The sequence below is a fragment of the Paenibacillus illinoisensis NBRC 15959 genome, assembly GCF_004000925.1.
Lineage (GTDB): Bacteria > Bacillota > Bacilli > Paenibacillales > Paenibacillaceae > Paenibacillus > Paenibacillus illinoisensis.
Window position 1 is genome coordinate 1222204 of sequence record NZ_BIME01000001.1, and the last position, 23422, is coordinate 1245625.

Annotated in this window: 25 protein-coding genes; 7 read left to right on the plus strand and 18 right to left on the minus strand. The window is 46.6% G+C overall.

The annotated features are described in order from the left end of the window. Positions 1-62 precede the first annotated feature (62 nt). The 6 genes from PIL01S_RS05285 to PIL01S_RS05310 all read right to left on the minus strand — a co-directional run bounded on the left by PIL01S_RS05285 (position 63) and on the right by PIL01S_RS05310 (position 6215). The gene (locus PIL01S_RS05285; protein ID WP_127536541.1) at positions 63-338 is read right to left on the minus strand and encodes a spore coat protein CotJB; all 276 of its coding nucleotides are present in this window, start codon (positions 336-338) and stop codon (positions 63-65) included. Continuing rightward, positions 328-567 carry a spore coat associated protein CotJA gene (locus PIL01S_RS05290; RefSeq protein ID WP_095359029.1) on the minus strand — a complete coding sequence of 80 codons (240 nt, stop codon included), beginning with the start codon at positions 565-567 and terminating at the stop codon, positions 328-330. Before PIL01S_RS05290 ends, PIL01S_RS05285 begins: the two co-directional genes overlap by 11 nt. A 235-nt stretch (positions 568-802) precedes the next feature. Next, complete coding sequence (locus PIL01S_RS05295) at positions 803-2176, minus strand: hemolysin family protein (RefSeq protein ID WP_127536542.1); 1374 nt, start codon at positions 2174-2176, stop codon at positions 803-805. A gap of 58 nt (positions 2177-2234) precedes the next feature. Beyond that, on the minus strand, positions 2235-3371 hold the full coding sequence (gene yfkAB / locus PIL01S_RS05300; protein ID WP_095359031.1) for a radical SAM/CxCxxxxC motif protein YfkAB: 1137 nt from the start codon (positions 3369-3371) through the stop codon (positions 2235-2237). 222 nt (positions 3372-3593) lie between these two features. Next, positions 3594-4712, minus strand: a complete 1119-nt coding sequence (locus PIL01S_RS05305; protein WP_246058086.1) for an HD-GYP domain-containing protein — start codon at positions 4710-4712, stop codon at positions 3594-3596. Between the two features lie 69 nt (positions 4713-4781). Then, positions 4782-6215, minus strand: a complete 1434-nt coding sequence (locus tag PIL01S_RS05310; RefSeq protein ID WP_127536543.1) for a bifunctional metallophosphatase/5'-nucleotidase — start codon at positions 6213-6215, stop codon at positions 4782-4784. Between the two features lie 121 nt (positions 6216-6336). Between PIL01S_RS05310 and PIL01S_RS05315 the strand changes: the two genes are divergently transcribed. Then, positions 6337-7086 (plus strand): molybdenum cofactor biosynthesis protein, encoded by a 750-nt coding sequence (locus tag PIL01S_RS05315; protein ID WP_127536544.1) that lies wholly within the window; start codon positions 6337-6339, stop codon positions 7084-7086. Positions 7087-7206: 120 nt separating this feature from the next. Continuing rightward, on the plus strand, positions 7207-8256 hold the full coding sequence (locus PIL01S_RS05320) for an HD-GYP domain-containing protein (protein WP_127536545.1): 1050 nt from the start codon (positions 7207-7209) through the stop codon (positions 8254-8256). Between the two features lie 139 nt (positions 8257-8395). Here the strand turns inward: PIL01S_RS05320 and PIL01S_RS29735 are convergent, their stop codons facing one another. The 9 genes from PIL01S_RS29735 to PIL01S_RS05360 form a co-directional block, all read right to left on the minus strand. Further along, positions 8396-8527 (minus strand): YjcZ family sporulation protein, encoded by a 132-nt coding sequence (locus tag PIL01S_RS29735; RefSeq protein WP_218029803.1) that lies wholly within the window; start codon positions 8525-8527, stop codon positions 8396-8398. Between the two features lie 135 nt (positions 8528-8662). Beyond that, the gene (locus tag PIL01S_RS05325; RefSeq protein ID WP_127536546.1) at positions 8663-9385 is read right to left on the minus strand and encodes a M23 family metallopeptidase; all 723 of its coding nucleotides are present in this window, start codon (positions 9383-9385) and stop codon (positions 8663-8665) included. A 200-nt stretch (positions 9386-9585) separates the two neighbouring features. Then, positions 9586-10983 (minus strand): Fe-S cluster assembly protein SufB, encoded by a 1398-nt coding sequence (gene sufB / locus PIL01S_RS05330; protein WP_095288223.1) that lies wholly within the window; start codon positions 10981-10983, stop codon positions 9586-9588. A 20-nt stretch (positions 10984-11003) separates the two neighbouring features. Further along, on the minus strand, positions 11004-11435 hold the full coding sequence (sufU, locus tag PIL01S_RS05335) for a Fe-S cluster assembly sulfur transfer protein SufU (RefSeq protein ID WP_127536547.1): 432 nt from the start codon (positions 11433-11435) through the stop codon (positions 11004-11006). After that, the gene (locus PIL01S_RS05340) at positions 11425-12645 is read right to left on the minus strand and encodes a cysteine desulfurase (RefSeq protein ID WP_127536548.1); all 1221 of its coding nucleotides are present in this window, start codon (positions 12643-12645) and stop codon (positions 11425-11427) included. Before PIL01S_RS05340 ends, sufU begins: the two co-directional genes overlap by 11 nt. Then, the gene (gene sufD / locus PIL01S_RS05345) at positions 12642-13946 is read right to left on the minus strand and encodes a Fe-S cluster assembly protein SufD (protein WP_095288226.1); all 1305 of its coding nucleotides are present in this window, start codon (positions 13944-13946) and stop codon (positions 12642-12644) included. The genes PIL01S_RS05340 and sufD overlap by 4 nt, the downstream gene beginning before the upstream one ends. 24 nt (positions 13947-13970) lie before the next feature. After that, positions 13971-14753, minus strand: a complete 783-nt coding sequence (gene sufC, locus PIL01S_RS05350) for a Fe-S cluster assembly ATPase SufC (RefSeq protein ID WP_095288227.1) — start codon at positions 14751-14753, stop codon at positions 13971-13973. 365 nt (positions 14754-15118) lie between these two features. After that, on the minus strand, positions 15119-15694 hold the full coding sequence (locus tag PIL01S_RS05355) for a DUF1802 family protein (protein ID WP_127536549.1): 576 nt from the start codon (positions 15692-15694) through the stop codon (positions 15119-15121). Positions 15695-15832: 138 nt separating this feature from the next. Further along, the gene (locus tag PIL01S_RS05360) at positions 15833-16294 is read right to left on the minus strand and encodes a Dps family protein (RefSeq protein ID WP_095288229.1); all 462 of its coding nucleotides are present in this window, start codon (positions 16292-16294) and stop codon (positions 15833-15835) included. A 298-nt stretch (positions 16295-16592) separates the two neighbouring features. Here PIL01S_RS05360 and mtnK point away from each other — a divergent pair, with 298 nt between their 5' ends. Together mtnK and mtnA are read left to right on the plus strand one after the other, a co-directional pair. Then, positions 16593-17810 carry an S-methyl-5-thioribose kinase gene (mtnK, locus tag PIL01S_RS05365; RefSeq protein ID WP_127536550.1) on the plus strand — a complete coding sequence of 406 codons (1218 nt, stop codon included), beginning with the start codon at positions 16593-16595 and terminating at the stop codon, positions 17808-17810. Between the two features lie 22 nt (positions 17811-17832). Further along, on the plus strand, positions 17833-18906 hold the full coding sequence (gene mtnA, locus PIL01S_RS05370) for an S-methyl-5-thioribose-1-phosphate isomerase (protein WP_127536551.1): 1074 nt from the start codon (positions 17833-17835) through the stop codon (positions 18904-18906). 160 nt (positions 18907-19066) lie between these two features. Here mtnA and PIL01S_RS05375 read toward each other — a convergent pair whose 3' ends face one another. Beyond that, positions 19067-19369: a YunC family protein gene (locus PIL01S_RS05375; protein WP_095359044.1), complete on the minus strand. Its 303-nt coding sequence runs from the start codon at positions 19367-19369 to the stop codon at positions 19067-19069. A 336-nt stretch (positions 19370-19705) separates the two neighbouring features. On the opposite strand from PIL01S_RS05375, the gene PIL01S_RS05380 reads away from it, so the two are divergent. Continuing rightward, positions 19706-20281, plus strand: coding sequence for a hypothetical protein (locus PIL01S_RS05380; RefSeq protein WP_127536552.1), 576 nt, complete (start codon positions 19706-19708; stop codon positions 20279-20281). A gap of 139 nt (positions 20282-20420) precedes the next feature. Here PIL01S_RS05380 and PIL01S_RS05385 read toward each other — a convergent pair whose 3' ends face one another. After that, positions 20421-20807, minus strand: coding sequence for a DUF423 domain-containing protein (locus PIL01S_RS05385; RefSeq protein ID WP_127536553.1), 387 nt, complete (start codon positions 20805-20807; stop codon positions 20421-20423). A gap of 282 nt (positions 20808-21089) precedes the next feature. Between PIL01S_RS05385 and PIL01S_RS05390 the strand changes: the two genes are divergently transcribed. Together PIL01S_RS05390 and PIL01S_RS05395 are read left to right on the plus strand one after the other, a co-directional pair. Then, a complete protein-coding gene (locus tag PIL01S_RS05390; protein ID WP_127536554.1) occupies positions 21090-21524 on the plus strand; it encodes a hypothetical protein in 435 nt (144 codons plus the stop codon). Between the two features lie 53 nt (positions 21525-21577). Next, positions 21578-22426 carry a DegV family protein gene (locus tag PIL01S_RS05395; RefSeq protein WP_127536555.1) on the plus strand — a complete coding sequence of 283 codons (849 nt, stop codon included), beginning with the start codon at positions 21578-21580 and terminating at the stop codon, positions 22424-22426. A gap of 103 nt (positions 22427-22529) precedes the next feature. On the opposite strand, the gene pdaA is transcribed toward PIL01S_RS05395, so the two are convergent. Next, complete coding sequence (pdaA, locus tag PIL01S_RS05400) at positions 22530-23312, minus strand: delta-lactam-biosynthetic de-N-acetylase (protein ID WP_127536556.1); 783 nt, start codon at positions 23310-23312, stop codon at positions 22530-22532. Positions 23313-23422 lie beyond the last annotated feature (110 nt).

Here is a 23422-nt window from a genome sequence, read left to right on the forward strand (position 1 = left end):
CTGATTCTGCGCTTCCAGAAAACCCGGGTACAGTATGCTTTCGCTATCAACTCAAACGTTCATTACACCTGCCAAGGCCAGGGTGCCTCTGACCACTGCCAAGGATACTTGGAGAACGCATGCCCAAAGTTCATGAGCGGTCCATACAGCTGCTGAAATTCATGGGCTACCCTCATCCGCTCCTGGCTAAACTTGTTATACTGTTCAATACTCTGATAGTCCCCCGGGTGAGTATCCAGATACAGATTCAGCTCCACCAGTACAAAATCCAAGGCTTGCAGTTCCTCCAGCAACTCATAATATCTGGCGTCACACGCTTTTGCTGTTTCAGGCTCCATCTGCTCCTACCTCCCTCCCCTTTGTTTTTTTGGATGTATAAGGACTGTATAGTGCAGGCCACAATGTTCCGAGTCTCAGCGCTTCTGCCGGACTATATTGGGGCCAGCCCATCGGCTGGAAAGGGATAAATAACTGCGGAGGAACAAGGTAGGTTTTAATTTCAATCGGTTTACACGGATCAAACGGCCCCACGAAAGGGGCATATGCGCGAAGCTGTGGATCAATCATTTCCAAACGCCTCCCTTCACTGAAATTTGGTCACTCGTCGGTAGGCGACCAAAACCCTTGCTTTTCCCGTCTATTATCCATATGTCATCGTTCATAAGTTAATCCCAAATCAGCTGAAAAAGCTTTCGGGACTTCTCAGGTTTTGTTCATTAACAAAAAAAAGACCCTTGGTTACTCCCCACGGGAAGTGTTCCAAAGGTCACATTCATTTCATTATGGTAGTCCATGTACATCACTACTTGTCCGATTCGGGAACGTCCTGAGCCTCATCCAAAGCAGCAGCTTCTTCTTCAGAGACCGGGCTCTTATACACCTTGACTCGGGTAATTCGCAGCCGGGTGGATTCCTCCACTTCAAAAACATAGCCGTTCTGCACCCGCGTTTTACCTTTGGCTGGACTACCTTCAAGCTCTTTGAACAACCAACCGCCAATGGTATCCACTTCTTCATCATCAATGATGGCCCCGGTCCATTCATGAACTTCTTCAATGAGGGATCGTCCATCTATGGAGAAGGAATCACCGCTGCGTTCCATATGAGGTCGCTCATCCTCGAACTCATCGTATAGATCCCCTACGATCTCCTCCAGAATTTCCTCCGCCGTCAGTAATCCGGCGGTGCCGCCATATTCGTCAACAACAAGGGTCATCTGGGAATGCTTTTTCTGCATCAGTTGAAGGACGTGGCTGATTTCCATGGATTCCGGAACGTTCAAGATGGGCCGCACAAGTGAAGCCAGGTCCTGCTGCTGTTCCGGGGCTGCCAAAAGCAGATCCGTAATATGGATAAATCCGATAATTTCGTCTTTATCCTCAACGGCAACAGGATAACGGGAATGCTTCGTTGCATTAATAATCTTCAAGTTCTCTTCCAGGGACAGATGGGTATACAGACAATCCATATCTGTACGTGGCAGCATGACTTCACGAGCAAGCATATCGGAGAAATCAAAGATGTTATCCATCAGTTTGATTTCATCCTTGTCAATGACGCCACTCTTCGCACTCTGCTTCATCAAGATTCGAAGTTCATCTTCAGAATGGGCTTCTCCTTCACTCGCAGGCTCTATCCCTGCCAATCGCAGCAGCGCATTGGCCGATGCATTGAGAATCCAGATGAATGGAAAAAAGATTTTGTAGAACAGCAGAAGTGGTGCCGACAATAGCAGAGCCACGCCATCTGTTTTTTGAATAGCAAGCGACTTCGGTGCAAGTTCTCCAAGTACAATATGCAGAAACGTAATAATACAGAATCCGACGATAACGGAAACGGTAGAGATCAGTCCTGTATCCGCCACACCCAGTTTGAACATAAGCGGCTCTACCAGTAATTCGGAAATGGCGGGTTCACCGAGCCAGCCAAGTCCCAGGGATGTCAGGGTAATGCCGAACTGGGTTGCCGACAAGTAAGCATCCAGTTTTCCATTTACCTTCAGTGCATACCCAGCCAGCCGATTCCCCTCGCTCTGCAATTGAGTCAACCGGGTCTGTCTGACTTTAACCAGAGAAAATTCTGCTGCGACAAATACGCCATTCAAGAAGACGAGCAGAAAAACGCAAACCAAATTGAACACCAATTGCCCAAGATGAAATTCGGTATGAATATCCAAGTCAACACTCCCCTTTTTCTATCTATTTCAGGAATATACCTGGAATATCAGCGCCTAATCAGCGCGTAATTGCTTTTCTGGATTTGAAATCCACACCTTTATAATACATGTCCGCCACCAACAGGTTAGGGCCGCAGCAGGACGCAGCATCACAGTGACAGTTAACGGTCTGATTAAGCGGATGCTCCGCTGACCATTCATGGAACACATCATCCAGCTTCCGATCCCGAATGTTGCCAAAGGCAGGGATGTCAGCAAAATCCGTAACGTACACATTGCCTGTAAACATGTTGACGTTAACGCGATTTCGACCATCTGGATCATTGCGTACGGTCACATTAGGCTCACTGTACAGGCGATTGATCAATTCCCGATCCTGGTCGGCCGCACTGCAAGCAAAGAATGGAAGTGTTCCGAACAACATCCACATGTCTTTGTCGCGCACATCCAGCAACCGATGAATGGCTGCACGCATATGGTCCAGAGACAGGACAGGTAATGTGGAAGCAAAATTCGAGTTATACATCGGATGTACTTCATGACGTACACAGCCCATCTCCCGAATCAGTTGATGGATCCCCTCCAACTTATCATGCGTACGGAAATTAATCATGGATTCAGCAGAGATAAACATGCCTGCTTCACTCAGTTTGCGCGAATTTTCTATCATTTTCTCATACATTTTCACCGCTACTTCACGCTTGACAGGTCTGCCGCTGTTGGCAAAACCGACTTGATGGAAATCATCGGCATTCAGGTAGTTGAATGAGATGTGCATCACATCAAGGTATGGCAGCAGTTTCTCGTAACGACTGAGATCAAGCGTCAGGTTAGAGTTGATCTGTGACCTGATGCCGCGCTCCTTGGCATATTTCAGCAGCGGGATGATCATTTCATCAACTGTCTTTTGACTGAAACTTGGCTCACCACCTGTCAAACTGATGGTCTGCAGATGCTCCACTTCGTCCAGCCGCTTCAGCATTAGAGGCAGTGGCAGTGCGGGAGCTTCACGCATCGTGAGCATATCCCCTACAGCACAGTGCTCGCATCGCATATTGCACAGATGAGTCACGGTCATTTCAACACTGGTTAACACGTGGCGTCCATATGTACGCAAAGAGCCGATCGGATCCCATGGATCATTAGTCGGCGATAAAGGCATCGGTTCAACCGATCCTGAGTTTAGCATGGTCATTGTTCTTCACCTTATTCCTTTTATTAACCTAAAAAGTTTTATTTACATCATACTTCGGCATGATCTTTTTGGAGCTATCTTTTATCATAGCACAATTTCGAACGCTTCGGCATGAAGTGCTCTGTCCATTACATGACAAAAACGCCCATACAACTCCAGGGCCAACCTGGCCCGGATATTGCTATGAGCGCAGTCTCCCTGCTGGCAATAACTTAACAGCGATCAAGAAAATTCATCACAGGAAGGAGTCGGAGGCACGCCCTCATCGCCTTCAACACCAGTAATCATAACCGATAGGGCTGTGGACAGATCGATTTCGTAAGGAGCCTTTAACGTCTGTCCATCAGCATTCTTCAACACCCGAATCCGCGGCCGCTGCGGGATACGTGAATCGATGGATGCAACGACGCCGACTTCCCCTGTACTCAGCGTCACAGATAGACCTACGGGATAAATTGCCACACAGTCACGGAATTTCTCCAGCATGCGCTGTTCATACAACGAGCCAGATCCAGTATATAATACCTCAACTGCCTGATGAGGGAGCAATGACTTACGGTATACGCGATTACTCGTCATCGCGTCATACGAGTCAGCCAGTGCAATCCACTTGGCATACTCATGAATTTGAGGACCCTTGAGGCCAAACGGATAGCCACTACCGTCGATTCGCTCATGGTGCTGCAGGGCACAATGTGCTGCCAGCAGCGGTATGCCAGGTTCATCTTTTAAGATACGATGTCCATATGTAGTATGCTGCTGAATGAGTTTAAATTCCTCATCCGTCAATTTCGCTGGTTTATGCAAAACAACTGGATCAATCTGTGTCTTTCCTATATCATGCAGCAAGGCACCCAGTCCTATTTCCATCAGCTGCTGTCTGGAATACCCTGAGGCGACGCCCAAAACCAGTGTGTACACACATACGTTCAAGGAGTGGTTGTACAGATCAAGATCACTGGAATTCATATCCATCAGCATGATCATTGCTTCCTTTTGACCGCCGATGTCCTCCAAAATGGTATTCATCAGTCCACTCAGCGCTTTGCCAAAATGCGGAATCCGGCTTTTGGTCTTCAAACCTGACATACTCTGAAACTGCTGCTTGATTTCTACCAGTGCCCTGCGTCTGGTTTCCTCCTGAAGCATATCGGGAACGATAATATCCTCTGTTGCTGCTTCCTTAATATATACGTAACCTACGCCGAGGTCTTTTAGACGTCTAATCAACCGCTCGGTCAGTTCCACATCTTCACTAAGCAGAACCAAACCCTCTTCGCTATAAATCCGTTTCCCCAGCTTCATGCCAGGCTGCAATAGGTTTATATGTACCAAACGCACAGCCTATCCTCTCCCGCTCCGTAGATGTAATTTCCACTAGCCGCCGCTTCAGCAGAAGGCAAGTACTCGTTAATTTCTTTCATGCCAGCGGGATCGCAGGCTATCATCCAACGCCCCTGGTCTTTTTAATTCGATCTCCAGCAGATCCCGTATAAATTCAGGAAGTCGGTATGCAATTTCGGTTCCCCGGGCTAACGAAGGGTATCCCACATTAAATGTAAACATGTCTAGTGTTCCGACCACGTATTCCTGTTCATCACCCATAGGCTTACCACCGACATATAATGCATTAATTTTTTGATATGGAGGACCGGCTGGATCATACTCCACCTCAATCCCATCCACACACAGCGTACCAAGTATTTTCCCGCGAAATCCAAATCCGATGATGGGCTTGTCCGTATACTCCTGAAGCAAAGACTGCTCCAGCGCTTCACGAATCTCTCTGCCTTTCAGCCTTATTGTACAAGCATTGATCGGAGAAGGACATAGGGAATGCAGCATTCCCTTGCTGATGTCCCCTTGCGGAAGTTCACCAAGGAGTTGGCCAGCGTTAACCAGCGACAGCTCCGCTCCCGTGAAATGCCTTACTGCCTGTGCAAGCAGCGAAGCGAATGGTGATTCCTTCTCATATTTTATCGGAAGAGTACGGTTAATTATTACAGCTGTCTGTCCAAGAGCTCGCTCTGCCTCCGTACGATGTGCGGCGATAGCCAGTGCAACCTTCTCATCCAGCATCTGATCCTTCAATGGAAAACAGCCACTACTAACCAGTCTAGGCTTGTTCGCACTGCTATCCCGCTCTAGTACGACTTTACCAAGCCACTGACCGAATTTTCCGGCTGCTCCCAGCACCGCATTCCCAATGACCAGAGGTTCCTCAAGCACATGGTGTGTGTGTCCGCCAAGAATAACGTCAATGCCCTCAATCTGCTCCGCGAGTTTCCGGTCCGTTGATAAACCCAGATGGGAGAGTATTATGACGATATCCACATTAGGGCGCAACGCTTCAACTTGCTCACGCAGTGTTTCCACAGGGTCAAGCAGCTTCCATCCCAGCAAGCCGTAAAAAGCAGTAAACGGTGCAGTAGCTCCGAGCAAACCTATCCGAAATGGTCCTTTGTCCACAATAAGGGATGAGTTCATCCAAACTGGAGGCAGACCACTGGCCTCTTCCACAACATTTCCGCACACGACAGGACACAATAGTCCCGAATAGGACTGTGCCAGCTGCTCCGGTGTAAATGTCAGTCCCTCGTTATTGCCAATCGTTATGGCATCATACCCCGTCAAATTAATCACATCAACGTTGGCTCCCCCAAGTGTCCCCTCTGTCTCTACGGCCATACGATCCATATGATCTCCGATATCCAGAACTAGAACGTTTTCGCTCCGTTCTCTCTCTTGTGCAATCATGGCGGCGATAGAGCTCATGGAACCAAAATGACTGTGGATGTCATTGGTGTGCAGAATGGTTAACGTTTGTTTTTCCTTGGTGCTCATCACACCGCCTCCTCTCAGTCCTTGCCTAACGTACATTCCTCTAATAGATAAGCATAACATTTTCCGCGTCGTTATGATATATTGAAAGGGTTTAGAGATAAAAAAGAGGTGACGCATAAGCATGATATTAACCATACAACTGTTTGCAGGTATTGCTGAACGTCTGGGCACGTCGCTGCTTGAATATGAATATACGGAAAGTCCTTTGACCGCAGCTCTTCTCAAAGAAAGCCTGGCACTCGCCTATCCAGAGGCTGCATCACAGATTCGAACGTCCTTTCTGGCGGTAAACCAGCAGTATGCTCCGGCCGATACCTTGATTAAGCCCGAAGATGAACTTGCCTTAATTCCCCCTGTTTCAGGAGGTGACGGTACTGAAGGGTCTGAGGATGAGCATAGGTCTTCACTCTCCGAACATCGTACTCCGGACGGTATGTTTATGATTACGAAGTCCCCCTTGTCTGTCGAAGCAACAACAGCTCTGGTCATAACCGCAAACCACGGGGCAGCACTGACTTTTGTAGGTACTACTCGTGAAATGACCGGGGATCAGCGAACGGTCCATCTGGAATATGAAGCGTATGTACCGATGGCACTTTCTCAGATGGCTAACATCGGAAGTGAAATCTCCGAGCGCTGGCCAGGTGTCAGATGTGCAATCAGCCACCGGATCGGTCAGGTTGACGTTGCAGAGATTAGTGTTATTATTGCCGTCTCCTCGCCTCACCGCAGTGATTGTTATGATGCCAGCCGCTACGCTATTGAAAGACTGAAACAAACGGTCCCGATCTGGAAAAAGGAAATATGGGACGATGGTTCCGAGTGGAAGGGGCATCAACTGGGACCCTGGAACCCCTTGGACAATTTATAAATAGTCATTCCACCTCTTGCAAGGCTAATTAAATTAGTAAATAAGTCGTTGTCAACCCATTTTTTTCTTGTTATTATAAGCATATATGTCGATATAAGTCGAGGAAAAGGTGGTTTATACGTGAGAGTGCATGTTACTGATCTTAAACCTGGTGATCTGTTAAAAAATGATGTATACAACAGTTCAGGTCTCCACATGCTGATGAAAGGTTCCTTACTCAGCGAAGATGATATTACCAAATTGCTGCAACATGGAATCGATTACGCAGATGTAGAACATACAACATCCGACCTACACTCTGATACGCAAACCATGCCTTCCGATCAGACCCGTCTGTTAACTACCTTGTTTGACGATACGATCAAAGGTACCGAATCTCTGTTTCAGCAAGCGATGGAGAAAGGGTTTATTGACGAAGCTCAGGTCGATGAAATATTGATTAACCTGACAACTCAACTGGAGAAACAGAAGGATGTCGTTTCCCTTCTACTTATGCTTGACGGCGATAATGATTATACCTACAACCATTCATTGCAAGTGGGAATGCTCGCATTTTATATTGCTGGCTGGATGGGCTACAATCCTGAAGAATGCCTGACCGTAGCAAAAGCAGGTTATCTGCACGATATTGGAAAATCCAAAATTTCTCCTGAAATGCTACATAAACCGGGAAAACTAACCCCGGAAGAATTCGAAGAAATGAAGAAACATACGTTATATGGATATGAGATTGTTAAAGCGTCCACGCAGGATGAGATTCTGGCAACGGTCGCCCTTCAGCATCATGAGCGGGAAGACGGAAGCGGCTATCCTCATGGACTGAAAGGGAACGATATTCATCCGTATGCCCGTATTACGGCCGTAGCTGACGTGTACAGCGCCATGACGACCAACCGGGTATATCAGACCAAGCAGGAGTTAATCTCCGTGCTGTGCGAGCTGTACAGCCTGAGCTTTGGCCAACTAAATGGAGAAGCTACCCAGGAGCTTATCAAACATATGCTGCCCAATTTTATAGGAAAAAGGGTACTGCTCACCTCGGGGGAAACTGGCATCATCGTCATGAATAACCCTGCAGACTATTTCCGTCCCCTTGTTCAGACATCCACAGCCTTTATTGATTTAGCGAAAGAAAGAGATATCGCCATCGTTGAAATTTATATTCAATAGCTTCCATGGTTTCGTAGCAGCACGTAGAAAAAATGAATGATTACGAAGAAATACATTAATACGAACTTATTTTATGAAAGTAAAAAGGGAAGCCGATTTTTCGGCTTCCCTTTTGCTTTAATCAGGTTTGATGCGCGTATTAAACGCAGAATGCTTTAGTGATGATAACCAACAGAATGAACAATACCAAGATTGCGCCTACCGATGTGAATGGGTTGTATCCACCAATTCCGCCTACGTTGCCACCACAACCATATCCTACCTCGCTCATGTGATTGCCTCCTCTTCATCAGGTATACCCTAACATATGATCTTGCAGGGTAAGCGAACCGGGCGAAATGGCAATATTCGATAAATGGTTTTTTGCCTGCTTCAATACGAATCATCGTAATCAGCACGCTGGCCCTCATTGTTTTCCCGAATCGGACGAGACCTGAATTCCTTTTTCCTTGCGATACATAATAACCAGCAGTCTCCAGAAGTCGTAACTGCCTGTATCCGTCATGATATAAGAACGATAGTAATGATACGCCTCAGCTGCCCAAGGCGGACAGGGCATATTGGATAGATTCTTCTGCTGCGCGATCCAGGACGCCTGAGCTTCCAGCGTCTTCTCCATCGCTTCAAAAGCTTTCTTCTCTTCACTTGTCATCGGCAGAGCCTCCTGCTCTTCAGATGTGGAACCGAATTCCGCTTGCAAATATGCTCCAGGCTCAACCACTCCATCCACACTGGCTGTATACCCGTAAGACGGGGTACTCGCTTTGCGAATCTCATAATGGACATGGGGTCCGGTGCTCTGTCCTGTACTCCCTTGATTACCTAAGAGCTGACCTCGTTTCACTTGCTGACCTACCCTTACCGCAATTCGCGACAGATGGGCGTAACAATGCAGATACCCACGATGATCCTGGACAGCCACTGTAAGCCCATAACCGCCGAATCCGGAGCCCGTAGCTCCTTCAGCGGCAAATCGCACGGTCCCTTCCATAAAGGCGTATACAGGGCCATTCCAAGGTTCTGTGACGAGGTCAATTCCCCGATGGAACGTTTGTCCACCATGAATTGGATGAATGCGATAACCAAACGAACTTGTAATGCGATATCCTACAAAAGGATTGAAGCTCATAGATTCACCATCCTTTTCTATCAATAGATGCAGCAATCTATGAAATCGCTTGTGCTGTTGAACCTATTTTATGCGAAAAACAACGATTCAACCATCCGGTTTTCTGCCATACAAGTCCGCTTTTTCATATAAATCGGATTATTTTCGTGCACAAAAAACAAGGACCGGAGGAAATCCCCCGGTCCTTGTGCAGGCAGCAATTAACCAATGCTGCCTTCCATTTCGAATTTGATCAATCTGTTCATTTCTACCGCATATTCCATTGGCAATTCCTTAGTAAACGGCTCAATGAAGCCCATGATGATCATTTGTGTTGCTTCAGCTTCGGTCAGACCACGGCTCATCAGATAGAAGAGTTGGTCCTCAGATACTTTCGATACCGTAGCTTCATGCTCCAGCATAATGTTGTCATTCATGATTTCATTGTAAGGAATTGTATCCGATGTGGACTCATTATCCAGGATGAGCGTATCACATTTGATATTGGACTTGGCACCTTCTGCTTGACGACCAAAGGAAGCCAGACCACGGTAGGTTACTTTACCACCATGCTTACTGATGGATTTGGATACAATTGTTGAAGTCGTGTCCGGAGCCAAGTGGATCATTTTCGCACCTGCATCCTGATGCTGATTTTTACCAGCTACAGCGATGGAAAGTACGGAACCTTTTGCTCCACGGCCTTTCAGTACAACGGCTGGATATTTCATCGTCAGTTTGGAACCGATGTTACCATCGACCCATTCCATGGTTGCATTTTCTTCAGCAACTGCACGTTTGGTAACCAGGTTGTAGATGTTTGGTGCCCAGTTTTGGATCGTTGTGTAACGGACACGGGCATTTTTCTTACAGATGATCTCAACCACGGCACTGTGAAGTGAGTTCGTGCTGTAAATTGGAGCTGTACAGCCCTCAACATAGTGAACGAAGCTGTCTTCGTCAGCAATGATCAGTGTACGCTCGAATTGTCCCATATTCTCGGAGTTAATCCGGAAATAGGCTTGCAGAGGCACTTCACATTTAACGCCCTTAGGCACGTAGATGAAGCTTCCTCCGGACCATACGGCACTGTTCAGTGCTGCAAATTTGTTGTCCGCTGGCGGAATTACCGTAGCGAAGTATTCACGCAGGATTTCCGGGTGCTCTCTAAGAGCCGTATCGGTATCCATGAAGATTACGCCTTGATCTTCAAGTTCCTTTTGCATGTTGTGGTATACAACCTCAGATTCATACTGAGCCGATACCCCTGCAAGGAACTTTTGCTCTGCTTCAGGAATACCCAGTTTATCAAAGGTTTCCTTGATTTCGGAAGGTACCTCTTCCCATGTTTTCCCTTGTTTTTCAGAAGGACGAACATAGTACTGGATATCGTTGAAATCCAGCTCGTCGAGATCTCCGCCCCATTTTGGCATTGGCATTTTCTCGAATTGTTTCAGTGCTTTCAAACGGAACTCGAGCATCCACTCCGGTTCGTTTTTAATCCGGGAAATTTCGGTAACGACTTCTGCAGTCAGACCTTTACCGGTTTGAAAGATGGATTTGTGCTCGTCGCGAAAACCATATTTATACTCTTCCATTTCTGGTGCTTTTTTAGCCATCTTGCTCTACCTCCCTATCGTTATTGTACATTGTCCTCTTCGTCAATTCCTTTGCGTAAAGCATTCCAGGCCAGAGTGGCACATTTGATGCGTGCAGGGAACTTGTTCACACCGGATAGGGCTTCGAGATCTTCATAATCGTCGAAATCGACTTCTTCCCCTTTCATCAGTGAGGAAAAACGGTCAGCCATATCGAGTGCCTGTTCCATCGATTTGCCTTTCACAGCATCGGTCATCATGGACGCCGACGACATGCTGATGGAACAGCCTTCACCCGTATACTTGGCTTCCTGGACGATTCCGTCTTTCAGTAAAAGCTGCAATGAAATCCGGTCGCCGCACGTAGGATTGTTCAAATTCACCGTGACAGCGTCATTATCAAACGTTCCGCGATTACGCGGATTTTTGTAGTGGTCCATTATAACACGCCGGTACAGATCATCAAGTTGCATCGCCAAAATACTCCTTTGTCTGAATTAAGGCGCTGACAAGCCGGTCCACATCTTGTTCAGTATTATATAGATAGAAGCTGGCACGAGCTGTTGAGCTGACTTGCAGCCAGCGCATAAGCGGCTGGCAGCAGTGGTGTCCGGCACGAATGGCTACACCACTCGCATCCAGTACAGTTGCCACATCATGTGGATGTACATCCCCCAGGTTGAAAGTGACCACACCAACATGACGCTTCGCTGGACCATAGATGGTCAGCCCATCAATCTCTGCCATACGTTCTGTTGCATAAGCTGCCAATACACTTTCATGATGGGCAATCTCATCCATGCCAATCTGCTCCAGAAAATCGATGGCTGCACCCAGACCTACCGCACCTGCGATAATAGGGGTTCCGCCTTCGAATTTCCACGGAAGCTCTTTCCAATTGGAGTCATAGAGACCAACCTCATCAATCATTTCACCGCCGAACTCAACCGGTTCCATGGACTCCAGCAGCGCCTTTTTGCCGTAAAGCGCACCGATTCCGGTTGGTCCGCACATTTTGTGACCAGACAATGCATAGAAATCACAGTCGAGATCCTGTACGTCCACCTTCATATGCGGAGTGCTCTGTGCGCCATCTACAACAATGACAGCGCCATTGCGGTGTGCAATTTCAGCAATTTGTTTTACCGGATGAATGACACCCATGACATTGGATACATAAGCGATTGCTACAATTTTTGTTTTGTTCGTAATCGTCTTCTCCACATCTGCCAAATCGATATTGCCATCCGGCTGAAGCGGAATGTATTTCAATGTTGCACCTGTCTCCTTGGCTACTTGCTGCCAAGGAATCAGGTTGCTGTGATGTTCCATCGGTGTAATAACGATCTCGTCGCCTTCTTTGCAGACAGACCGGCCGTAGGACGAAGCCACCAAATTGAGGGCCGTTGTTGTCCCACGGGTGAAAATGATCTCTTGTGTACGACGTGCATTGATAAACTTGGCAACCTTCTCGCGTGCACCTTCATAGGCATCCGTAGCCCGGCTTCCAAGTGTATGCACACCGCGATGCACATTGGAGTTCTCAAATTCATAATAATGCTTAATCGCATTGATAACGGCCAGCGGCTTCTGGGAAGTCGCTGCGTTATCTAAATATACGAGCGGGTGTCCGTTAATTTCCTGGTGGAGGATCGGGAACTGCTCGCGGATGGATGGATTCATTGTCCCAATTTCCGTTCAATAAGGGACTGCAATTGGGTACGCAGTGCTTCCAGAGGAATATCCGCCACCACCGGAGCCAGGAAGCCGTAGATAATCAGACGTTCAGCATCCGTACGGTTAATCCCGCGAGACATCAAGTAATGGATCTGTTCAGCATTGACTTGACCTACGGAAGCCGCGTGACCTGCTGTAACATCGTCCTCGTCGATCAGAAGGATTGGGTTGGCATCTCCGCGTGCTTTCGGGCTCAGCATCAATACTTTCTCTGTTTGCTGACCGTCCGCTTTGGTTGCACCTTTCTCAATCTTCGTAATTCCGTTGATAATGGCAGAAGCTTCTTCACGCATAACTGCGCGAGTAATCATCTGGCTCGGCGTGTTTTTGCCGAAGTGACGAGCTTCTGTAGTGTAGTTGATTTTTTGGGATCCGGAACCAACAGCGATGACTTTCGAATCCGAGCTGGAGCCATTGCCTTTCAGCACGGACATCGTGTTGCTGGCTGTATCGCCGTTGTTCATTTCACCAACGATCCACTCGATTGTTCCATCGTTCTCAACCACTGCACGGCGGAAGGAAACGTCAGTAACATTCGTAGACAGCTGATGAACAGAGGCGAAACGTACTTTTGCACCGGATTTTACGAAGACTTCCACGACACCGTTATGGAAAACAGGTGCAGACAGTTCGCCGGAAACATAGTTGTCAACGTAAGTTACAGAGCTGTTCGCTTCAGCAACAACGAGGACATGAGGTGCAAATGTAGCAGTTGCATCATCTGTGAGCAAAACAGCTTGAAGCGGAACTTCAATTTCCACATTTTTAGGAACATACAGGAATACTCCACCGTTCCAGAGAGCCGCATGCAGAGCAGCAAGAGAATGCTCATCAGCCTTCACAGCTGTGTTCAGGTAAGGTTTTACCAGATCACCATGCTCGCGAACCGCAGTAGCCAGATCCGTGAAAATAACGCCTTTGGCTGCCAGATCCGCAGATACTTTGGAGTATACTGTGCTGGAATTGCGCTGGATAACCAGACTGCCTTCAGCTTGATCCTGAACGAGATCTTTAATCGAAGCAGGTACTTCTTCCAGAGAAGAAATAGCTTCACTTGCTTTATATGTGCCATATTCGCTGACATTCCAGCGTTCGATTTTCTGTTTTTCCAGTTTCGGAAGCGCAAGACCACTTGCAAGCTTAAGGGCTTCAAGCCGCTGCTCGGTCAACCAGCCGGGTTCGTTGTTACTTTCCGACAAGGCGCGAAGCGCTTCAGATTCAACCGGAAGAATTGTTTGTGTAGTCATTGATTATCCTCCTCCGTTTTGTCTTTACGCTTCTTGGCCTACAGTTTCATCCGTGATTCCCAGCTCTTCCTTAACCCAGTCATATCCTTCTGCTTCCAGACGGTGAGCCAGTTCAGGTCCGCCAGATTTCACGATACGACCTTGCATCATAACGTGCACATAATCAGGTGTGATGTAGTTCAACAAACGCTGATAGTGAGTGATGATAAGGAATCCACGATCTTCGCTCTTCATTGCATTTACACCATTTGCTACAATTTTCAGCGCGTCGATATCCAGACCGGAGTCGATCTCATCAAGAACTACGATTTTTGGATCAAGCAGCATCATTTGCAGAATCTCGTTACGTTTTTTCTCACCACCGGAGAAACCTTCGTTCAGGTAACGGTGTGCAAACTCTGGGTTCATGTCGAGCTCTTTCATTTTGCCTTCCATTTGACGAATGAACTTGATCAGGGAGATCTCGTTACCTTCGCCGCGGCGTGCGTTAATTGCACTGCGCAGGAAGTCGGAGTTCGTTACGCCTGCGATTTCGCTCGGATATTGCATAGCCAGGAATAGACCTGCACGCGCACGCTCATCTACTGCCATATCCAGTACATCTTCACCATCAAGGGTTACTGTACCGTCTGTTACTTCATATTTAGGGTGACCCATCAGAGCCGATGCCAATGTGGATTTACCTGTTCCGTTCGGACCCATGATTGCGTGGATTTCTCCACCTTTCATTTCCAGGTTAATGCCTTTCAGGATTTCTTTACCTTCGATCGTCGCTTTCAGACCTTCAATGACGAAATTCGTAGCCATGTGTATTGTTTCCCTCCATTGATTAAATTGATGTTTGCTGTCGAAAACGAAAAAGCGCCTATTAAATATCTGAACAGGGCTTCCCCTGAATTTCTACAAGTACCGCAATTTCCAAAGCAATAATCACTTTAGAATAATTCTAAACTGATTCTCATTGATTATCAAGTCATTTCCGAGAACACTTGTCCTCTCAGGAAACATGATTCTACCTGATTCTATAATAAAAGCCGGTTTGAATCAAATGAGAAACCGTTATTTCTTCCAACTCACAGTGAGAAAAATCACTGTAATTGATTATTTCATTCCATATTAATCTGCCAAAAAGGGCTTATCCATAATCTGGACAAGCCCTTCCTTATTTCATTTTATATTTTGAGCATATCGTTAATCTTCTGTACCTGTTCGTCAAAATCCGCAACATCCACCACCGGCGTCATTTCGCGCGGCACCGGACCATTCGGAATGGAAATCCAGGAACGGCACCCATTATATTCGGGCAGCACCGGTATTTCCATCGGTTCATTCAAACGGTACACACGGAGTATCAATACATGTAACGGATCTTTCCGTTTCCACTTCAAGCGGTCTTCGGCAAAATCCGATGTCCACATATGAAAGTCATGAAGTCGGTCCAGCATTTCCTGATCTCTGATCTCCAAATCCTGTATCACTTCGGCATATGCAGTGATACGGATTGTCGAAGCTTCGGGCACCCATTCGGCCAGTGATTCTTCAACATACGAATGATCTGAGGACTTAATCAGTTCTTTACGCTGATGTTCATAAGTCGGATACAGATAAAATGCCGGACTTTTCAACTCAAAATGCCTGGTTTCCTCCACAATACCGCCTTTGCGCATCACCAGAATCTGGCGACCGTTTTCCAGCGCTTTAATTGCGGAAGCCCACTCTTTTAATGCCGGTATCGTTGTGCCTAACATGCGGATCTCCTCCCGTAATCTGTCTTGTCAGCAGTATAGACGCTTTGTCTGTTCCTGACAACAGCTTAAGATCAAGGGTTTAGGAAGTGCTCCTTTATAGAAGACATTAACTTTATTACACGGCTCTATAGCTGTGGCTTAACCCAAGAAGGAACGCAGCATCCACATGTGTTTCTCCAGATCGGCTTTGAAACCGGTCAGCATGTCGGATGTCGGTTGGTCTTCTGCAGCTTCCGCTACTTCGATACCTTCCTGGTACTCATTGGACAGCGTAGCAAAGTCCTCGATCAGGTTTTGCACCATTGTTTTTGCATCTTCGCCACCTGCAGCTTCCTGGATGGAAGCGAGCTCCAGATACTCTTTCATAGTAGCTGCAGGGCTGCCTTTAAGCGTAAGAATACGCTCAGCGATTTCATCCATTTGTACAGTAACTTCATTATAGAACTCTTCAAATTTCACATGCAGCGTGAAAAAGTTTGGTCCTTTTACATACCAGTGATAGTTATGGATTTTGACGTACAGGACGTTCAGGTTAGCTACCTGACGATTAAGTACTTGTTCTACTGATTTCGCTTGATCTGTTTTGTTTTTTGTAGCCATGTGAATCCCATCCTTTATTATAAAATTAGTCTATTATGTTGGGTTGACAGATGAATCTGCCTTACATAACAGAGAGTTAAACAGTTCGTCACCGCTGCATAGCGGCTGGCCTTGTAGGTGGTAATTTGTGAACCGTCCGGCCTATTTGTTTTTACCCTGGCACACCTGCTTCGAAACAAGTCCAATAGGGCTGGCCTTAAAAAAAGGGTACAAAAAACGGGTTAATTCCGATATACTGACTTATACCAAGCAAAGAAGTGGGTTTTCCTGTTTCTTCATATATATGGAGGTGGCATCCTTGTCTCAATATCACCCGTTAACCCCCCAAGAAGCAATCGAGCTGGCCAAAACCTTACCGGGTCCATTTACGGCAGATGCAAATCTGGAATGCCGTGAGATCGGAGACGGTAATCTGAATTTGGTTTTCCATATCACGGATCAGAACTCCGATAAAAGTATCATTATCAAACAGGCCCTTCCTTATGCGAAAGTCGTTGGCGAATCTTGGCCTCTGTCTCTGGTTCGTGCCCGGATTGAACGCGAAATTCTCCAGGAAGAGTATCGTCTCTGCCCGGGGATGGTGCCAGAAGTGTATCACTATGATGATGATCTCGCTTTGACGGTTATGGAAGATCTCAGTGATCATGTGATTATGCGCAAAGGCCTCATTGAAGGTGTCACATACCCTCTCTTCGCACAGCATATTGGAGAATTCATGGCAAGAACGCTTTTCTTCACATCCGATCTCGGCATGAATCAACAGTTGAAGAAGGAAAAGCAGGGTCGATTCGTGAATCCGGATCAGTGTAAAATCACGGAAGATCTGATCTTTGACGAACCATACCGGATCGCTGAGAAAAACAATTATGAAGCTTCCATCGAGGACGAGGCTGAAGCCCTTCGCACAGACGGAGCATTGCATCTGGAAGTGGCCCTGCTTCGGGAAAAATTCCTCACACATGGACAAGCTCTGATTCATGGTGACCTTCACACGGGAAGTATTTTTGTCACACCAGAGTCGACCAAAGTTATTGATCCCGAGTTTGCCTACTATGGTCCAATGGGATTCGACGTGGGTGCTGTACTCGCCAACCTGCTTTTGAACTATGCTTCTCTGCCAGGATGGATTCAGGATGAAAACGCACTGCGTGATCGCGAAACGCTGTTGCTTGATATGGTTCGTGATGTATGGAATGAATTTGAGACCCGCTTCCGTGCATTATGGGAATCTGATCTCGTTGATCCAATGGCGAAAGCCCCGGGATACCAAGACCTTTATGTACAACAATTGTTCAGAGATTCCATTGGCTTCGCGGGTGCGAAAATGGTACGCCGCATTGTCGGCCTTGCCCACGTGGCAGATATTGATACGATTCAGGATGCTACAGAACGTGAACGTGCTCAGCGCAAAGCACTTGCTATTGGTAAAACGTTAATCAAGAGCAACCGTCGACTGAATACCATTGGTGAAGTGCTGGACCTTGTGTCCACAGCCATCTCCTCAATCAAAGTTTAAACTTAGGAACGGAGGAACATCCATGACAACCCCTAAACATCAGCCTCTGTCCTCCCTCAATTGGAAACAGGACAAGCTTGAAATGCTTGATCAACGCCTTCTGCCCGAAACCATTCTCATGCTTAAGCTATACACGCCTGAAGAAGTGTGGGAAGCCATTCACTCCATGAAAGTCCGCGGTGCTCCAGCTATCGGAATCGCTGCTGCGTTCGGTGTCGTATTGGGGGCTAAAGCTTACGATGGACTTTTCATTCAAGGCTGGCTTGATCATGTAAAATCCATTTGCGCCCATCTGGCCACTTCACGCCCAACAGCGGTGAATCTGTTCTGGGCACTGGATCGAATGATGCAAAAGGCAAGTGATCTGGCCGAAGCTGGAACAAGCATCGAAGATAGCAATGCTGCACTCGAAGCAGAAGCTCTCCTGATTCAAAAAGAAGATGAAGAGGTTTGCCGGATGATCGGAGAACATGCCCTCCCACTCTTCGAAGATGGTATGGGTGTGCTTACGCACTGCAACGCTGGTGGACTTGCCACAGCCAAATACGGCACAGCAACCGCACCAATGTATCTCGCTCAGGAACGTGGCATTCAACTCAAAGTTTTTGCAGACGAAACTCGTCCTGTTCTTCAAGGCGCACGGCTTACCGCTTTTGAACTACAGCAGGCGGGTATCGATGTTACCCTTCTGTGTGACAATATGGCAGGTATGGTGATGTCCAAAGGATGGATCCAAGCCGTTATTGTTGGTACAGACCGCGTTGCGGCAAACGGTGATGTGGCGAACAAAATCGGAACCTACAGCGTAGCGGTGCTTGCCAAAGCGCACAATATTCCGTTTTATGTGGCCAGCCCGCTGTCCACCATTGACTTGTCCACACCTTCCGGGGATCTCATCCCGATTGAGGAGCGTTCTGCCGAGGAAGTAACCGAAGGCTTTGGCAAACGTACAGCACCACAAGGGGTGAAAGTATTTAACCCTGCATTTGATGTAACACCTAATGAGTATGTAACAGCAATCATTACGGAAAAAGGTGTCGTGCGTGCTCCGTTCAAAGAAAACCTAGCTGCCTTGTTTGCCAAGGAAGAAGTATAATGTTGTATCTGACTTAGATGCTGCACATAAAAAAAGGGCTCCGCAGGGGCCCTTTTACTTTTACTTTATAAAACCATTGCAGAATCCGGTCCAGCCACAAGCAGAACTTTTTCGAAGCTATCTCAGCTGCTCACTTCGTTTCAACGGACGTTGTCCTGGATCAGATCATCTTCAGCAATGCCTCTACACCTGTCATACCAACCGTTATGCCCATCGCTTCAGCTTCGGTTGTGACGGACTCCATCGGTGCGTGCAGCAGCTGATCCAGCGTTCTCACCCCAACCGCTCGAGCTGCAATAATCTTGCGATCCCCAAGCTTTTCGTTAAGTAATCCGACATCAAGTGCTCCACACATGATATATCCTTTGGATGTGTTTATTGTCAGTAACGTCGTTTTGGGTAACTTCACTTCCACCCCAACCAGCACATGCTCTCCAACTACAATCGGCTCCATGCTCACCATAATCTCACGATCCACCTCCTATTCCCGCAGGTCAGGATAATTGTATGCCCCATTCCCAGTCTCGGTGTGGACACCTGCGGAAAACAAACTAAAAGGCTTAAAAAGGTCACTTTAAATTTAAAAAGGATCCTTTAAGATTCATACTAAACTTCTCACGACATCCCATAACATTAAATAGATGCAGAATATGTATCTGGCCATATGAAAACTGTATCAGATTCGTAGTATTGCTCGTTATTTTCTGCGCCTCTAGTACTATGATTATTGCCACATTAATGATATAGTGAATTGAAGCGTATTTATCGACTGACATATCTACAAACGGGGCTGGGATGAATGAAGGAAACCTTATCCAACGGAGAAGAAGTTGGCTTTTTATTTAATGTCGACATTCTTATCAAAAGCCGCTCGAATGCCTTGGCGCTACAGTCCCTGTTGGAGCTCATGAACAAAGAGGAACAAATTGCGGACTTTCGCATTCAATCTGGCTTAGAGCTTGGCAAGATTATTGAAGCAACGATCCAGTCCAGGAAAGATTCGATCACCTCCCTTCACCACGAACGGAAAAAATCTCAATTGAGCGGACTGAAAACAGCTCCATCGAATCAATCAACAAATTCATCAAACTCGGCAAAACCACAAGACCAAAAGGAAACGGTTTCTTCTCAGAATTTAGCTGCACCAGAATCAGCCAGTTCTTCTCAGAGAAATTCCTTTGATGAATGGATTGATACCCTCATTAAGGAAAACCGGCTTACACGAATTGTGGTCAACAACAAGAACGGCAAACATCAGAGTATTCCATGCCGCATTTTGAATTTTGATCGGGATAACAGCATTGTAAGTGTCTACCATGTAGATGAAAAACAGGTCTACTCATTCCGAACGAATGAAATTGACGAGTTTTTGTAGATCCATTACGAACGCAAACCAAAAAAAGCAGCTTACGTGGAAATTTCACATTATTCCTCGTAAGCTGCTTTTTCCATTCTCATGTAAGCTGGTTCCTACTTCTCGCGGACAATTGACCAGTTGGGTAGTCACACCCTAATTAGGAGCGCTCTTTCCCTCGTTGCCACACATCTAAGGCAAATAACAGCCATCCAGCAATAAAAGCAACTCCACCAATAGGTGTAATGGCACCTAAAACTTTGATGCCCGTAATACTAAGTACATACAAGCTGCCGGAGAACACAATAATACCGATAAACAACAGACGCGCTGCCCATTTTAGCTTGGAGGACACCCCAAGTTGACCAGCTGTTAACCCAACAATCAACAGGGCCAGGGCATGAATCATGTGATACTGCACTCCGGTTTCATATACGGCAATCGCATCTGCACCGATTTTTTCCTTAAGCATATGGGCACCGAACGCGCCAATCGCTACAGACAGCATTGTCATTACCGCTCCAACTGTCATCCATACTCGTTGCATTTTCACTTCTCTCCCCTTATGTCATGTCACACTAATGTTTATTTTAGCGAATCTCTGAGCTGTTTACCAGTTCAGTGGGATGTTATGAGCTTCCATACATATGGCGTTGAGATGTGGATCGAAAGGTTGGTCTGATGCGGCATAAAGGAAAGAGAAACCTTGATTTTTATCGGTAGTTGTGGAAAAGTAAAAGGGTCTGTACTCCTGTAACCATCAGGAGAATCACCATGCTTAAATGAGGTTAATAACAATCAATAACGAGTAGGGAGGGATATGATATTAATGGAACATCAAAATACGTATGAACAAGCCGGCAGCAATGATCCTTTTGCAACCAATCCTGCAGATCCAACAGATCCCGTACTGAACAGAACGAAACATTCAGGTCCGGGTATCGCAAGTTTTGTCATTGGACTGGTAGCACTCTTGGGTTTTATTTTGACCTTCTTCCTCGCCACCATTGCACTCAGCAGTGCTCTTGGGACGATAACACAACCTGTGCAGGTTGAGGAAATTGCTTTACATCCAGCTGTATTGATGGCATCCCTGTTTATCCTGGTTTGCCTTGTTCTAAATCTGGCCGGTCTTATTCTCGGAGTCATCGGCCTTGTGCTTAAAAATCGTAAAAAGGTATTTCCCATTATCGGTACAATCCTTAACGGTATCATGATCCTTACATTTGCAGGACTCATTCTGGCAGGCATTTATATGACGTAAAACAACCAGACCACAACCATTTAGCCAAATTCTCGTATCCAAAGGAGATCGACATGTCAAGAATCAAAATTTTTGCAGATAGCACGAGTGATCTGAATCCAGACTGGATTAAGACTCACGATATCGGGATTATTCCGTTGTACGTTGTATTCGGTGATGAATCCCTGAAGGATAGTGTTGAGATCACACCTGAACAGCTGTATGAGCGCGTAAGCAAGGACGGACGACTGCCCAAAACGGCTGCTCCATCCCCTGCTGATTTCATGAAGGCTTTTCAACCATACATAGAACAAGGGGACGACATCCTGTATATCAGTTTGTCTTCTGAGCTATCATCCACTTATCAAAACGCACTGCTGGCAAGTTCAGAGTTTCCCGAAGGCCGTATCTCTGTTGTGGACTCACTTAATCTTTCCTCCGGCATAGGACTGCTTGTCATGAAGGCAGTGCATGCTGCGCAGAAAGGTCAGAGCTTGAAAGAAATCACTCATTTAGTTGAAGCAGTGAAGCCCAATGTACGGACCGAATTTGTGATTGATACTTTGGAATATCTGCACAAGGGTGGACGCTGTTCAGGCATGCAAAACCTGATCGGAAGCCTGCTCAAGATTCGCCCGGTCATTCGCGTAACAGATGGCAAGATGTCACCAGCCTACAAAGTCCGTGGAAAAAGGGAAAAGGCGCTGGATCAAATGCTGCAAAATACACTCAGCGAAAAGCATCAGATCGACACAGACCTCATCATTGTTGTACATACCATGGCTGAAGAGGATGCACTTGAGCTGCAGAAATCCCTGCAGGAACAAACGGGTGGACGGGTTGAATTAACTACAGCAGGATGTGTAATCTGCAGCCATTGCGGACCCAAAACAATAGGTATCATCTATAACAAGGTTTTGTAAAAAAGCAATACACGTTGATCGTTGGTTAAACGACGATAACCAAGCGCATAAAGGGCATCCTGGCTGCACACAGCCAAGGATGCCCTTTTACATTGCTCCTATACTAATAACTTTTTGTTTTCAAGTCATTCAAGCTCTTGAACGCATATCCTTGTTTCCGTGCTTCATCTATGATCGAGCCCAGTGCCTCTGTGTTATCTTTGGAGACTGAATGCAGGAGAATAACTGCGCCAGGATGTAATTGTTTGAGCACCTGTTGACGTGCATAGTCAGCTCCGCGCTGTACATTGACATCCCAGTCCTTGTAAGCCAGTGACCAGAATACATTGATGTACCCCTGAGCATGGCTCTCCGCAAGCGTACGGTTATTGAAAATACCACGAGGCGGACGCAAAAAAGTGGCTTGCTGGCCGGTTAAACGATTCACTTCCGCTTTCACCTGTTCAAGCTCTGTTTTCAGCTTTTCGTTGGATACCCGGGTCATATCCGGATGGCTCCAGGAATGGTTGCCAACAATATGTCCCTCAGCTGCCATGCGCTTTACCAGTTCCGGCTGATCCTTCAGATAATGACCAGTGACGAAAAATGCGGCAGGAACTTTCTTATCACGCAGCACATCCAGAATGGCAGGTGTAAACCCATTCTCATATCCGTTATCAAACGTGAGATACAATTCTTTTTGTTTGGTATCCCCCAAAAAGATCGCTTCATTATTTTCCAGGATCGACTTAAAACCTTCCTGGTCAATAGAGGGCAGCTGCCCGTTTTGGCTTTTCTTGAAGCCAAAGTGATATGCTCCGGTAACGGGCGATGCTTCGGTGTGCACCGGAAAAATGCTGAACGCCGATACGGCAGTCAACAGCATATATAAAACCAGTCGCTTCATTTTCAACCGCTCCTGTTCCTGAATAATGGGTTGTCGCTTCCTATCACGAGCCCCTTCAGGTAATATGCCACCGGAACAGCGAATGTATGTACCTCTTCAATGACACTTGC